Below are 13,254 nucleotides of genomic sequence, written 5' to 3' on the forward strand. Positions count from 1 at the left end.
ATTTTGCGTTAAATTCCGGTTAAATGGCGGCGGGAAAAATAATTGGATTTTAGTGGAATGAAAAGCAAAACGATGTTTATGGCTTTGCCAGTTTGCGTGCAAGCAGCTCAAGGGTGTGCACGACCTCGACCTTTGAGCCCTGTCGCTTGAGGCCGTCGGAAAGCTGCATCATGCAGCCGGGGCAGCCGGTGGCAACTGCCTGGGCGGCGGTTTTGAGTATGGCACGGCTCTTGGCTTCGTTGATGCTCATGGATGAGTCGTAGTGGTAGACGTTGAAGGTGCCGCCGAGGCCGCAGCAGCGGTCGGCGAATTCCATTTCCGTAAGCTCCAGGCCGGGGGCGGCGCGCAGCAGGTTTCGGGGCTGTCCGGTTAAGCCGCGGGTGCGCAGGTGGCAGGGGTCATGGTAGGTAATGCGCAGGGCATCGCCGGCCCCGGTTTCGGCCGGGTTGAGTCCCAGCTGGTGCAGCAGTTGCGAGGCATCCACCGTTTTTTTGGCCAGGGCCTCCAGGCGCGCCTTCAGTTCGGGGTTGCGCTTGCCGACGGTCAGCGGGTAGAGGCGATGCAGGGCGCCTCCGCAGGTGGCGCAGGCGCTCATCACGTAATCCGCCTGGTAGCGCTCCATTTCCGTCAGGTTCTTCTCGGCCAGCTCGCGCACCGTGGCGATGTCGCCGCCCGACATGGCGGGCAGGCCGCAGCACTGCTGTCCCTTGGGGATGATCACGGTGCAGCCCAGGTGGCGCAGGAGCGCCAGGGCCGCTTCGCCCACGGAAGTGTAGACGAAGTTGGTCATGCATCCCACGAAGAAGATCACCCGCGGTTTGCCCGGCTCACCCGGTATCACCTCCGGGTGGCGGTCCATAAAGGGGGTCCGGGCAATGGCCGGTATGTGGCGCTGGTTGCCGACGAAGGGGGCCGGAAAGCGCAGGCGCAGCCCGGAGGTGGCCGGGACTTTCTTGAAGAAGAGCGGGCCCAGCAGCCCGGCCATCCGTGCCCCCATGGTCATCAGGGAGCGGTTTTTGATCACTCGGCCCACCGCCGCGTGGAAGGTGGTCAGCCCGCGTTTGCGGGCCAGGGCCTCGCGGGCGGCGATGACGATCTCGTCGGTGGGTACGTCGTTGGGACACTTTTCAACGCAGCTGCCGCACAGCAGGCACTTGGACATGGCCAGATAGGTCTGGTCGTCCAGGCCGATGTCGTCCTTGAGGATGTGCTGGGCCAGAGCCACCTTGCCGCGGGCCACGGCCGGTTCGCGACCAAAGACGCTGAAGGCCGGGCAGTTGGCGCGGCAGGCGCCGCATTTGACGCATTTTTTCAGCTGGTCCTGGATCCTAGTCAGAGGTGCGTTGGTCTGCTGTTCCATCATGAAAACCTTTCCCGCGGGAGCGGTGGGGAGAAAACGGTAGTGCTAGGAGTCTGTCGGGCTTAACGCATTCAGCCGTCATCTCCAGGGCGTTTTCAATTGGTTAACCTGCTGTATTTATTGAATAAGTCGTCAGCTTTAGCTTGCGTTTTCTTGGTGTATCCCGTATATTTGTCCGGTAATATCAACTGGTTAGGTATCGGGGTTGACTATGAAATCAAAGTTTATTGAAGTTGACCGGGAAACACCCTATCTGCTCCCGCCATCGCTGCAGGATTGGCTACCAGAAAAGCACTTGGCCCGGTTTGTGGTCGAAATTGTCGAACAGCTCGACCTGCGCTCTTTGAAAGCTACCTATGCCGGCCGAGGCTCGCAGCCCTATAACCCTGAGATGCTGGTAGCATTGTTGTTTTACGGTTATGCGACAGGCGTATTCTCCAGCCGGAAGCTTGAGCGCAGCACCTACGACTCCGTGGCATTCCGGTTCATAGCGGCAAACAGTCATCCTGACCACGATACCATTGCCACCTTCCGCCGGCGTTTTCTGCCGCAACTGAACAAGCTGTTTGCCCAGATTCTGCTGATCGCTCATCAGATGGAGGTGCTGAAACTGGGCAACGTTAGTTTGGATGGCAGCAAAATCAAGGCGAACGCCTCCAAGCACAAGGCGCTGAGCTATGAGCATGCCTGCAAGCTTGAAGAGCAGATCAAGGCTGAGGTTGGCGAACTGCTCAAAAAGGCCGAGGCAGCGGACCGTGCCGATATTCCGGACGGCATGAACATCCCCGAAGAACTGGAACGTCGGGAAAAGCGTCTTTCCGCCATTGCCGCAGCCAAGGTCGAGATCGAAAAACGAGCCGCTGAGCGCCATGCTCGTGAACAGGCCGCTTATGAGAAGAAAGTCGCCGAACGGGCCAAGAAGGAGCAGGCAACGGGCAAGAAGGCCAAGGGGAAAGAGCCGAAACCGCCCAAATCCGGCCCCACTGCCAAAGATCAGGTCAATCTGACCGATGAAGAGTCGCGGATCATGCCGACCTCCGGTGGCGGATTCGAGCAGACTTACAACGCCCAGGCCGGTGTGGATACAGCATCAAAGCTCATCGTTTCGGCCCATGTTACCCAGAATCCCAATGACAAACAGGAGCTGACACCGACCCTGGAGAACCTGGCGGCGCTGCCTGAGAAGCTTGGCAAGGCAACCGATCTGGTAGCTGACAGTGGCTACTTCAGCGAAACCAATGTAACTGCCTGTGAGGAGAACGGGATAACTCCCTACATTGCCGTAGACCGGCAGAGTCACAACGTGCCACTGATGGAGCGCTTTGCCGAACCGCCGCCGTTACCCGAAGATGCCGATTCCGTGGCCAGAATGAAGCATCGCCTGAAGACACCTTCCGGCAAGGCGATCTACGCCCAGCGAAAAGTCACCTCGGAACCGGTCTTCGGCATCATCAAGGCGGTCATGGGATTCAGAAGCTTTCTTCTTCGTGGCTTTGAAGCAGTAAAAGGCGAATGGAACCTCGTCTGCATGGCCTACAACATCAAACGGCTGCATGTCTTGGCCGGATAGAATGAGAAATAGCGAAAATCAGCCTGTAATAACCGCAGTCATCGCTGAAAGGGCTGAATTAACCAGGTTGCCGGTGGGAAGACGAACACATACGGAACTTTTTTAATCGGCTTGGCCACAAAAGAGGGCGCCCCTGAGGTCAAGCCCGACAGACTCCTAGTGTAAAGAAATCATCCGTTTGTGGCAATGCCGTAAACGGGGAATCAGGCGAGATCAACCTGCTCCGCCCCGGTCGGCTCTCCCGTCTCCCGGCTCGGGGGGGATACCCGTTCCAACCAGCCCGACAGGGAGGCCAGGGCCCGCTCGGCCAGTTTGCCGCGCCGCTCCTTTTTCTTGATCCGTCCCTCCAGATCGGGGAACAGGCCGTAGTTCACGTTCATGGGCTGGAAGTGGCGCACATCGGCATTGGTGATGTGGCTGACCAAGGCGCCCAGTGCGGTCTCGGCAGGGGGCACGGCCGGGTCCGGCATCCCCGTGAGCAGGCGGGCGGCGGTGATGCCGGCCAAAAAGCCGCTCCCCGCCGATTCCACGTACCCCTCAACGCCGGTGATCTGGCCTGCGAAGAATATGCGCGGATCGCTCCTCAGCTGCTGGGTCGGCTGGAGCAGGGCAGGGGCGTTGATGAAGGTGTTGCGGTGCATGGACCCGAGCCGCACGAACTCGGCTCGCTCCAGCCCCGGTATGGTCCTGAATATGCGGCGCTGTTCCGGCCAGGTCAGCTTGGTCTGGAAGCCGACCAGGTTGTACATGGTTTTCTCCCGGTTCTCGGCGCGCAGCTGGATCACCGCGTGCGGTTCGATGCCCGTGCGGGGATCCGTCAGGCCCACCGGTTTCATGGGGCCGAAGCGGAGCGTGTCCTCCCCCCGCCCGGCCAGTTCCTCCACCGGCATGCATCCCTCGAAGTGCACGAGCTTCTCGAACTCGCGTGCCGCTACCTTCTCCCCCCTGTTTAGCTGCTCCACAAAGGCCTGGTACTGCTCCCGGTCCAGGGGGCAGTTGAGGTAGTCGTCGCCGTCCCCCTTGCCGTAGCGCGACGCCGCGAAGACTTTCTCCCGGTCCAGGGAATCCGCCGTGACGATGGGGGCGATGGAATCGTAGAAGTAGAGCCGGTCGCCGGTCAGGCCGGAGAGGGAGGCGGCCAGGGCGTCGCTGGTCAGGGGGCCGGAGGCGATGATCACCGTCCCCTCGGCGGGGATGGCATCCATTTCGCCATGCACCAGGTTGATCAGGGGATGCGCCGTGATCTTTGCCGTGACATAGTCGGAGAAGAGCTGGCGGTCCACCGCCAGGGCTCCGCCGGCCGGGACGCGGGTGGCCTCGGCGGCCTCCATGATTAGGGAGCCGCCGCGCCTGAGCTCTTCCTTCAAGAGCCCTACGGCGTTTTCCAGGGAATCGCCCCGCAGGGAGTTGGAGCAGACCAGTTCGGCCAGCCCGGGGAGATGGTGGGCGGGAGAGCGCTTTTCGGGCTTCATTTCGTGCAGGGTGACGCTGACGCCGCGCCGCGCGGCCTGCCAAGCGGCCTCGCAGCCTGCCAGGCCGGCGCCGATGATGGTGAGGGAGTGTTTCATGGTATGTATCCCGTCTGAGTTCTGTGCAAACGTCCCTAGCCACTCGCTTTCCAGGGTGACGGGCGCTGCTCGTGGTGATCAGGTGTAATGGTTGACGATCCTCGTCAAAAGGCTAAAAAAATGACCCCGCGTATCTTTCCGCGGGGTCGAACAGTGGTGCGTATCCGCTCGTGGGGCTGCAATTCGCTCCAGCGGTTGTTGCCTCACTCGCTGGTGTAGTCGCACCCTTCCTTGGGGCATTTGAGGAATTCACCCTTGCGCTTGTAGACCTTCTTCACCAGCAGCGGGAAGCCGCATTTGGGACAGGGCTGCTCCACCGGCGGGTCCCAGAGGGCGAACTTGCACTGGGGGTAGCGGTTGCAGGAGTAGAACAGTTTGCCGAAGCGTGATTTCTTCTCGGTCAGCTCGCCTTCCTTGCACTCGGGGCAGACCACGCCGGTGCCGCGCGGCTTGACCAGCGGCTGGATGTTCTTGCAGGCCGGATAGCCGGAGCAGGCCAGGTACTTTCCATAGCGGCCGTCCTTGATCAGCATCTGCTGACCGCACTTGTCGCACTTCTCATCGGAGAGCACCGGCTCGGACGGCTCGCTGGCGTCGGATTCCAGGTTGCGGGTGTAGGTGCACCCCTCCTTGAAGCCGGTGCAGGCGATGAACTTGCCCCGCTTGCCCAGTTTGATGGCCAACGGTTTGCCGCATTCCGGGCAGACCTCGTCCAGTTCCGTGGTGGTCAAGTCGTCCTTCTTGACCTCCCCCTCCTTCTGCTTCAGCAGGGTGATGAACGGCTCCCAGAACTCTTTCAGCAGCGGCTTCCACTGCTTCTCCCCCCGGGAAACCTGGTCCAGCTCTTCCTCCAGGCCGGCGGTGAAGTTGTAATCCACGTAGCGGGAGAAGTGGGCCACCAGCAGGTCGTTGACCACCATGCCCACATCCTCGGGGAAGAAGCGCTTCTTGTCCAGGCGGGTGTACTTGCGCTCAACCAGGGTGTTCATGATCGAGGCGTAGGTGGAGGGGCGGCCGATGCCGTACTCCTCCAGGGTCTTGACCAGGGTGGCCTCGGTGTAGCGCGGCGGCGGCTGGGTGAAGTGCTGTTCGGGAAACAGTTCGTGCAATTTCAGGTCGTCCCCCTCCTGCAAGGGGGGGAGCAGCCCCTCTTTCTCCTCGTCCTGGTCGTCCAGTCCCTCGATGTACAGCTTCATGAAGCCGGGGAAGCGGATCACCGTGCCGGCCGCACGCAGGCCGCAGCGCTTTGCGCCCGTAAAGGGGCTGGCTGCGCCGGACTCGGCGACTGTGCAGTCCGCCACCGCCTCATTCAACTCGGCCGCTATGTCAACCGAGGTCTGGTCCAGGAGCGCCTCGGCCATCTGGCTGGCCACGGTGCGCTTCCAGATCAGTTCGTAGAGCTTGAACAGGTCGGGGGTGAGGTGCTTCTTCAGCTCCGCCGGTGTGCGGGCGATGGAGGTGGGGCGCACCGCCTCGTGGGCCTCCTGGGCATTCTTGGTCTTGGTCTTGAAGATGCGCGGTTTGGCCAGGGCATACTCTGCTCCGTAGGCCGCGCTGATGACCTCGTGGGCCTCGGTCAAAGCCTGGCTGGAGAGGGTGACGCTGTCGGTACGCATGTAGGTGATCAGGCCGACGGTCCCCTCCTGGCCGATGTCGATCCCCTCGTACAGTTTCTGGGCCGTTGACATGGTCTTCTTGGCCGAGAACCCCAGCTTGCGGGAAGCTTCCTGCTGCAGGGTCGAGGTGGTGAAGGGGGGCGACGGGTTGCGCTTGCGTTCCGTCCTGGTGATCTTTGCCACCCGGTAGCTCCCCGACTTCAGTGCCCGGTTCAGTGCCGTTGCCACGTTCTCGTCGGGGATGTCGAACTTGCCCAGTTTTTTGCCGCCAACCTCCACCAGCGAGGCCCGGAACTCCGCTCCCGGCTTTACCCCCAGGCGCGCGGCGATGGTCCAGTACTCCTGTTCCTTGAAGGCCTGAATCTCTTTCTCCCGCTCGCAGACCAGGCGCAGCGCCACCGACTGGACGCGCCCGGCCGAGAGGCCGTAGCGGATCTTCTTCCAGAGGAAGGGGGAAAGGTTGAAGCCGACCAGGTAGTCCAGCACCGAGCGCGCCTGCTGGGCATCCACCAGGTCCGTGGCGATGTCACGGGGATTCTCCACGGCGTGGATGATGGCGTCTTTGGTGATCTCGTGGAAGACCACCCGCTGGATGGACTTGCCCGGATTCTTCTTGTCCAGCCCCAGGGCCGCCAGCAGGTGCCAGGAGATGGCCTCTCCCTCGCGGTCGGGGTCGGTTGCCAGGAGCAGGTTCTTGGCGTCCTTGAGGGCTGCCTTGATGGCGTCGATATGTTTCTTGCTCTCGGGGAGGATGTGGTACTTGGGGGTGAAGTCCTGTTCGATATCCACCGACCCCTGCTTGCTGGGCAGGGCCCTCACGTGGCCGAAGGAGGCCAGTACCTTGTAGTCCTTTCCCAGGAATTTCTCTATGGTCTTCGCCTTGGCGGGCGACTCAACGATGACGAGGTTCTGCGGCATGGTGTCTCTGCTGTCCCTTGGTGGTGGATTTTGGCGCGCAGCGGATCATTGCCCGTGGCGCACCCCCTATCCTGCGCCGTGAATACAGGCTCGGCGGCGGTCGTGTATGGTCAGTCGCCGCATGCGGCGTAATGGGCTCCGGGGAGCGGTGTGACCGCCCCCTTGAGTTCAAGGTGAAGTAACATAGAGGAAACCTCGGCGGCTGTCAATTCAGTTTGGACGATGATGTCGTCGATGTGCAGCGGCCCGCGGGCCAGCAGTTCATAGACGCCGGCCTCCCGGGGAGTCAGGGCGAAAACGCGGGGCTCGGGCGGAGGGGAAACCGCTCCGGAGGGAACGCACCAGCCGGGCAACTCTTCCAGCATGTCCTCCACGCAGTCCACCAGCTTGGCCCCCTGCTTGATCAGGCGGTTGCTGCCGCGACAGCTGGCAAAGCCGATCTGTCCCGGCACGGCGAATACGTCCCTGCCCTGCTCCAGGGCGTATTGGGCGGTGATCAGGGAGCCGCTCTTCTCGGCAGCCTCCACCACCAGCACGCCGTTGGCCAGTCCGCTGATGATGCGGTTTCGACGGGGGAAGTTCTCCCCCAGGGGGAGGGTGCCCAGGGGGAACTCGCTCACCAGGCATCCCCGCTCGGCCATCTCGTCGAACAGATCGCGGTTTTCCGGGGGGTAGATCCTGTCGATGCCGCAGCCCAGCACGCCGATGGTCCTGCCGTCGCCCGCCAGGGCCCCCCGGTGAGCGGCCGTGTCCACGCCGCGGGCCATGCCGGAGATGACCGCCACGCCGTGTCGGGCCAGTTCCTCGGCCAGCCGGGCGGTGGCCTGTACTCCGTACCTTGTGGCCCGGCGCGAGCCGACCATGGCGATGGCCGGCTCATGGGAGCGGATTTTTCCCTTCACATAGAGGAACGGTGGCGGGTCGCTGATCTGGAACAGTGATTTGGGGTAGTCGCTGGAGGTAAAGGTGACCAGTCGCGCGCCGCTTTTCTCCAGCCTGCGGCACTCCTCCTCGGCCTGCCGCTGCCAGGCCCCGACCGCGATGGCCGCGATGCCCGCCGCGGTCATGCCCCTGACCCTGGCCAACTCCTCGGGCGCGGCATGCAGGGCGGCCCGGGGGGTGTCGAAACGCTCCAGCAGGCGTCGGAAGGTGACGCTGCCGACGCCGGCAACACTCTTAAGGCCGATCCAGTACAGCTCTTCACTGCTGTCATTGCGCTGCGGCATGGTTTGTTCGGTCGCACTCCGGAGGCCTGATGGCCGGGAGTCCTCTCCTGTGTTCGTCGGGAGATGCTCCCGGGTAAAAAAAGACCGGCCGTGGGGCCGGTCCGGGGATGGCTGGAACGCTATTTCGCCTGGCTGACGACCTTGTCGCCAATGTAGATGACGTCGATGCTTTTGACCACCAGCGCCGTGGCGGTCTTTTTGCCGGTCTCCAGGATTACCAGCGCACCCAGCAGTTCCTGGGGCAGGTTATCGACGCGCCCCTGGGTGACGCTTCTGTCCACGGCGACGTCGCGGACCACGTAGAGCATGTTGCCCTTCTCGGCGCCCCGGGCGCTGCCCAGATCCAGGTAGACGATGTCGCCGGCGGAGATTCCCTGGGTGCCGCTCTGGCTCTCGATGATATACCCTCTCAGCTCACGGCTGGGCATTTTGAGCGATACCTCGCGGGTGCGGTCGCTGCGGTAGGGTATCAGGAACGCTCCGGGAGAAATCTCCTTGTAGCTCATGGTGATGATTGCCCGCGATGCCTTCTGCTCCACGTCGGTCAGCTGCAGCGTCCCCAAGGGGATGATCTTCCTGCCCATGATCTCGTTGGTCGCCGGGTGGCTGACCGGACCTTCGTCGCTGAAGATGGAGAAGGTATCTCCCCCCTTGGCGCCGTTTGCGGCTCCGATGTCGGTGTAGGCGATGTCGTCCGCACCGAGAATGACCCTGCCATTGTGGGTGGCGACCACCGAGCCGAAGGGCATGGCGCCGTTTTCCAGCAGATGCCCCTCGCTGCCCCGGATGGTGAAGCTGCGCTCCTCGGCAACGTCGCTTTCAGCCGGTTTTGCCGCGGCCTGGGCCTCTGTGCGGGGAACCAGTTCCAGGCGGTCGGGAAATACCCTGACCTTCTGGCCGGGGTAGACCAGGTGCGGGTTGGTGATATCAGTGTTTTTCGACCACATGTTCGGCCAGTACCAGGGGTCGTTCATGAAGCGCTGGGAGAGTCCCCAGAGGGTGTCCCCGCGCTTGATGATGTAGGTGGTCGGTTGCTCCTGCTCGACAGCCGCTGCCAGGCCGGGTAACAGCATGGTCAGCGCCAACAGGAACACTATCACTGATCTGGTTTTCATGGCGGGCACCTCTCTGGAGTTGGTTGGATAATCGACGGGCACGTCAGTGCGCGGTCAGGCGCTCACGCGCCCTGCTGGCGGCCGGACTGCTGGGGTACTGCCTGATCAGGCTCTCGAATGTTCTGGTCGCCCTGTCGCGCTGCTTCATGGCTGTCTGGGTATAGCCCAGTTTCAGCAGGGCGTCGGGCGCCTTGGCGCTTTTTGGGTAGCCCTCCGCCAGCTTCTTGAATGCCGCCGCTGCTTGGGGGAAGTCGGAAAGGGTGTAGTGGCATTCGCCGATCCAGTAGAGGGCGTTGGGGGTGTAGTCGCTTCCGGGGGAATTGGCCAGGAAGGCCTGGAAGGCCTGGATTGCAGCGCTGAAGCTGTTGGCGCTGTACAGCCCGAAGGCCTTGACGTATTCGGCGGGTGGGCCGCTCTCCCCTCCCTTTGACGCTGGCTCTTTGTTGACCAGTTCGATCGTGGGGGCGGGCTCCGGGTGGCTCGGCGTTGTGGACTCGCCCTTGACCTGCATCTCGCCGATGGAGGCCTGCAACTGGCTGATGCGGCCGTTGGAGTCGCGCAGCCGCAGTTCCAGTTCCTGCAGCTGGCCGGAGAGGGCGTTCATGCGCTGGCTGTTTCTCTTATCGGCCTCGATCAGGTGCTCAATCTTTGCCTCTGCCTCGGTCTGACGCTTGACCATCAGGTCGTGGGAAGCGCAGCCGGTGAGGGCCAGGCAGGAGACGGCGCAGGCCGCGGTTCTGATGCCGAAGGGCATATTTCCTCCAGATATCGAGCGTTTCGTTACCATTAAAACCGTGTCACCCGGTTTGTCAAGTGAAAGCTGCCTTTTCAGGTTTAAATGGCATGGGCGATATGATACCATCCGGCCTGTATGACCGCCACCAACGATGACCGGGAACCCCCCATGCAAAGGCCCGAGCTGCTGGCCCCTGCCGGCAATATGGAAAAACTACGCACAGCCGTACACTACGGTGCCGATGCCGTCTATCTTGGAGGCCGTGCCTTTGGCCTGCGCAACCTGGCTGACAATTTCAGCATCCATGAGATGGCGGCTGCCCTGGAGTTCTGCCACGAACGGGAGGTAAGGGCCTACCTGACGGTCAACAGCTATCCCCACAACGATGCCCTGGAGCGCCTGGAACGCTACCTGTCCGAGGTGGCGGAGCTCCCCTTCGACGCCTACATCGTGGCAGATCCGGGGGTCATGGAACTGGCGCGAGAGATCTCGCCCCGGCGTGAACTGCACCTCTCCACCCAGGCCAACACCATCAACTGGCGCTCGGCCCGCTTCTGGCGCAGCCAGGGGATCTCGCGGGTCAACCTGGCCCGGGAGACGACCCTGGAGGCCATGGCCGAGACCGTCGCCAAAAGCGGCCTGGATGTGGAGGTCTTCGTCCACGGTGCGCTCTGCGTCTCCTATTCCGGCCGCTGCCTGCTCTCCAGCGCCATGGCCGGCCGCGACGCCAACCAGGGGGAGTGCGCCCACCCCTGCCGCTGGAACTATCATCTGGTGGAGGAAAAGCGGCCGGGCGAATTCTTCCCGGTTCATGAGGATGAGAGCGGCACCTTCATCTTCAACTCCCGCGATCTCTGTCTGCTGGAACATCTGCCGGCGATCGTCTCCAGCGGTGTCGCCTCGCTCAAGATCGAGGGGCGCATGAAGGGGATCAACTACGTTGCCTCGGTGCTGCGGGTCTACCGTCAGGCTCTGGATGAGTACGCGGCCGACCCGCTGGGGTATCGTTGCCGCCCCGAGTGGCTGGAGGAGTTGTCCAAGCTGAGCCACCGCGGCTACACCACCGGCTTCCTCTTCGGTGCGCCCCGCGACGTGGGGCAGGAGTACACTTCCGCCTATCTCCGCAGCCATGAATTCGTTGGCCTGGTGGAGGCGTTGCGGGAGGATGGTTCGGTGGTCGTGGGGGTGCGCAACCGCATCAACGTGGGGGACGAGCTGGAGTTCGTCGGGCCGGGCATGCGTTCACACCGACTGCGCCTGGATGGCCTCCTGCTGCTTGACCCCGAGGGCGGGACCCAGGATGGGGATGTCGCCAACCCCAACCAGCGTGTCATCATGCATCCCCCCTTTTCCGTGGGACCTTTTGACCTCATTCGTCGGGAAAAAACCTCCATGCCATGAGAGACTACAAGGTATATGCCCGTAGCGGTTCGGAAGGGTGGCTGCGCGACCTGCTCTTCCTGCTGTTGCTGTTCAGCGTTCCCTTTCTCGCATCCCTGGGACGGCTGCCGCTGTTCGGTCCCTACGAAGGGGCGTATGCCGAGATCTCCCGCGCCATGCTGGAGCGGGGAGATCTGATCACCACCTCGCTGGATCATCTCAACCGCTTCGGGAACCCGCCGCTGCTGTTCTGGCTCAACGCGGCCTCGCTGGCGTTCTTCGGACAGAACGAGTTCAGCGTCCGTTTTCCCACTGCCCTGTGCGGCCTGCTGACCCTGCCCGCGGTCTATGTCATTGCCCGCCGCCTGTACGACCGCCGCACCGCGCTATTGTCGGCCATCCTCCTGGGCAGCTGCACCGGCTTTGCGCTCCTGTCGCGCGTCATCCTCACCCAGCTGCCGCTCTGCCTCTGTCTGACCGCTGCCCTGGGGAGCTTCCTCGTGGCTGGCCAGAGGGGCGAGCGATCGCGGGAGGCCAGCGGCCACTGGTATCCCTTCTACCTGTTCTGCGCCCTGGCCGTGCTGGCCGGCGGGATGGTCGGCATCCTCCTGCCCGTCGCCGTCATCCTGGTCTATCTCCTGCTGGCCGGGCGCTGGGAACTGCTGCCGCGCATGCGGTGCGGCAGCGGTCTGCTGCTGTTCCTGGTCGTGGCCGCACCCTGGTTCGTGGCGGTCTGGCTGGAGAGTCCCGAATCGGCCCATCTCCTCTCCGGTCAGGGGATAGGGCGATACGGCGCCTCCCTGGCGGAGGATCGACGCCCCTTCTGGCTGGTTGTACCGCTGCTGGTCGTTGGCCTGCTCCCTTGGTCAGGCTATATCCTCCCTGCGCTGTCTCGGGCCTGGCGGGAGCAGGGACGGGGTGGCGGCCGCTCCGGCCTGTTCCTGATGATCTGGGCCCTGGCGATACTGCTGTTCTTTGTCCTCTCCGGTTCCCGGCCGATTCCCGCGCTTTTGCCGGCCTTCCCCCCCCTGGCCATCCTGACCGCCCATCTGGTCAAGGGGGAACTGGAGCGGCGCGGCCGGGGGCTGAGGCTGGTCACGCGACTGCAGGGAGCCGTCATGGCGCTCCTGGGGGTGACGGCTCTCGCCTATCCCCTGCTGCTGCGCTCCGTCCAGAGCCTTGCTGCGCTCCTGCCCTCTTGGGGCCATGCCCTGGAGCGCTGGGCCGAGCATGCGCCACGGCTTTCCCCGGCGGCCTGCATGCTGGTGGCCGGGCTGCTGCTTCTCCAGGGGGTTATGTCCCTGGCTGTTTCGGAACGGAGGACGGGCAGGGCGCTGATCGTGCTCTGCCTCTGCTCTTTTGCCCTTGAAATTATCGTGCCGCGCCAGATAATGGGGACGATCGCCCAGGCAGAATCACCCCGCGATCTGGTCGTGAGGGCCGTTGAACTGGCCGGGGCTGACACGCCCATCGTTACCCTTGGCCCCCTGCACGGGGTTTCCTGGTATGCCGGCCGGCCGGTGCCGGATGCCGGAAACAGGCAGCAGGACCTGGCCGCCCTGTGGCGCGGCACGGCTCCCCTGCTGGTCATCCTCGAAAAAGGGGAGCTGGATGCCCTGCTCCCCTCCCTGCGCCCCGCCCCGCGCATCCTGATGGAGTCGGGGCCGCGTCTTTTGATCAGTAACCGCTAGACCGGGTCCCGATTTCCCGCGCAGCTTCCCGGATCAAGGCCCTGCCCCTGATCCGGTCGGGCCCGTAGGGAAGA

General features: G+C 63.2%; 9 protein-coding genes. 3 read left to right on the top strand and 6 right to left on the bottom strand.

The features are described from left to right. Nucleotides 1-76: 76 nt before the first annotated feature. The gene (locus tag PPRO_RS02575; RefSeq protein ID WP_011734470.1) at nucleotides 77-1,363 is read right to left on the bottom strand and encodes a (Fe-S)-binding protein; all 1,287 of its coding nucleotides are present in this window, start codon (nucleotides 1,361-1,363) and stop codon (nucleotides 77-79) included. Between the two features lie 208 nt (nucleotides 1,364-1,571). Here PPRO_RS02575 and PPRO_RS02580 point away from each other — a divergent pair, with 208 nt between their 5' ends. Continuing rightward, the gene (locus PPRO_RS02580) at nucleotides 1,572-2,930 is read left to right on the top strand and encodes an IS1182 family transposase (RefSeq protein ID WP_011733975.1); all 1,359 of its coding nucleotides are present in this window, start codon (nucleotides 1,572-1,574) and stop codon (nucleotides 2,928-2,930) included. Nucleotides 2,931-3,133: 203 nt separating this feature from the next. Here the strand turns inward: PPRO_RS02580 and trmFO are convergent, their stop codons facing one another. From trmFO to ybgF, 5 genes are all read right to left on the bottom strand, one after another. Further along, nucleotides 3,134-4,498 carry a methylenetetrahydrofolate--tRNA-(uracil(54)-C(5))-methyltransferase (FADH(2)-oxidizing) TrmFO gene (gene trmFO, locus PPRO_RS02585; protein WP_011734471.1) on the bottom strand — a complete coding sequence of 455 codons (1,365 nt, stop codon included), beginning with the start codon at nucleotides 4,496-4,498 and terminating at the stop codon, nucleotides 3,134-3,136. 203 nt (nucleotides 4,499-4,701) lie between these two features. Further along, nucleotides 4,702-7,032 (bottom strand): type I DNA topoisomerase, encoded by a 2,331-nt coding sequence (gene topA / locus PPRO_RS02590; protein ID WP_011734472.1) that lies wholly within the window; start codon nucleotides 7,030-7,032, stop codon nucleotides 4,702-4,704. A 110-nt stretch (nucleotides 7,033-7,142) separates the two neighbouring features. Further along, the gene (gene dprA, locus PPRO_RS02595) at nucleotides 7,143-8,258 is read right to left on the bottom strand and encodes a DNA-processing protein DprA (RefSeq protein ID WP_011734473.1); all 1,116 of its coding nucleotides are present in this window, start codon (nucleotides 8,256-8,258) and stop codon (nucleotides 7,143-7,145) included. A gap of 119 nt (nucleotides 8,259-8,377) precedes the next feature. Continuing rightward, complete coding sequence (locus PPRO_RS02600) at nucleotides 8,378-9,373, bottom strand: LysM peptidoglycan-binding domain-containing protein (RefSeq protein ID WP_011734474.1); 996 nt, start codon at nucleotides 9,371-9,373, stop codon at nucleotides 8,378-8,380. A gap of 43 nt (nucleotides 9,374-9,416) precedes the next feature. Continuing rightward, on the bottom strand, nucleotides 9,417-10,127 hold the full coding sequence (gene ybgF / locus PPRO_RS02605) for a tol-pal system protein YbgF (RefSeq protein WP_011734475.1): 711 nt from the start codon (nucleotides 10,125-10,127) through the stop codon (nucleotides 9,417-9,419). Nucleotides 10,128-10,277: 150 nt separating this feature from the next. Here ybgF and PPRO_RS02610 point away from each other — a divergent pair, with 150 nt between their 5' ends. Continuing rightward, the gene (locus tag PPRO_RS02610; protein WP_011734476.1) at nucleotides 10,278-11,510 is read left to right on the top strand and encodes a peptidase U32 family protein; all 1,233 of its coding nucleotides are present in this window, start codon (nucleotides 10,278-10,280) and stop codon (nucleotides 11,508-11,510) included. Next, the gene (locus tag PPRO_RS02615) at nucleotides 11,507-13,180 is read left to right on the top strand and encodes an ArnT family glycosyltransferase (RefSeq protein WP_011734477.1); all 1,674 of its coding nucleotides are present in this window, start codon (nucleotides 11,507-11,509) and stop codon (nucleotides 13,178-13,180) included. Before PPRO_RS02610 ends, PPRO_RS02615 begins: the two co-directional genes overlap by 4 nt. Nucleotides 13,181-13,254: the final 74 nt, after the last annotated feature.

The sequence above is a fragment of the Pelobacter propionicus DSM 2379 genome, assembly GCF_000015045.1.
Taxonomy (GTDB): Bacteria; Desulfobacterota; Desulfuromonadia; order Geobacterales; family Pseudopelobacteraceae; genus Pseudopelobacter; species Pseudopelobacter propionicus.

What these genes read in the sequence shown, in the direction of transcription:
- PPRO_RS02580 (WP_011733975.1), top strand. Translation starts at nt 1,572, where the DNA reads ATGAAATCAAAGTTTATTGAAGTTGACCGGGAAACACCCTATCTGCTC.
- ybgF (WP_011734475.1), bottom strand. Translation starts at nt 10,127, where the DNA reads ATGCCCTTCGGCATCAGAACCGCGGCCTGCGCCGTCTCCTGCCTGGCC.
- PPRO_RS02610 (WP_011734476.1), top strand. Translation starts at nt 10,278, where the DNA reads ATGCAAAGGCCCGAGCTGCTGGCCCCTGCCGGCAATATGGAAAAACTA.
- trmFO (WP_011734471.1), bottom strand. Translation starts at nt 4,498, where the DNA reads ATGAAACACTCCCTCACCATCATCGGCGCCGGCCTGGCAGGCTGCGAG.
- topA (WP_011734472.1), bottom strand. Translation starts at nt 7,032, where the DNA reads ATGCCGCAGAACCTCGTCATCGTTGAGTCGCCCGCCAAGGCGAAGACC.
- PPRO_RS02615 (WP_011734477.1), top strand. Translation starts at nt 11,507, where the DNA reads ATGAGAGACTACAAGGTATATGCCCGTAGCGGTTCGGAAGGGTGGCTG.
- PPRO_RS02575 (WP_011734470.1), bottom strand. Translation starts at nt 1,363, where the DNA reads ATGATGGAACAGCAGACCAACGCACCTCTGACTAGGATCCAGGACCAG.
- PPRO_RS02600 (WP_011734474.1), bottom strand. Translation starts at nt 9,373, where the DNA reads ATGAAAACCAGATCAGTGATAGTGTTCCTGTTGGCGCTGACCATGCTG.
- dprA (WP_011734473.1), bottom strand. Translation starts at nt 8,258, where the DNA reads ATGCCGCAGCGCAATGACAGCAGTGAAGAGCTGTACTGGATCGGCCTT.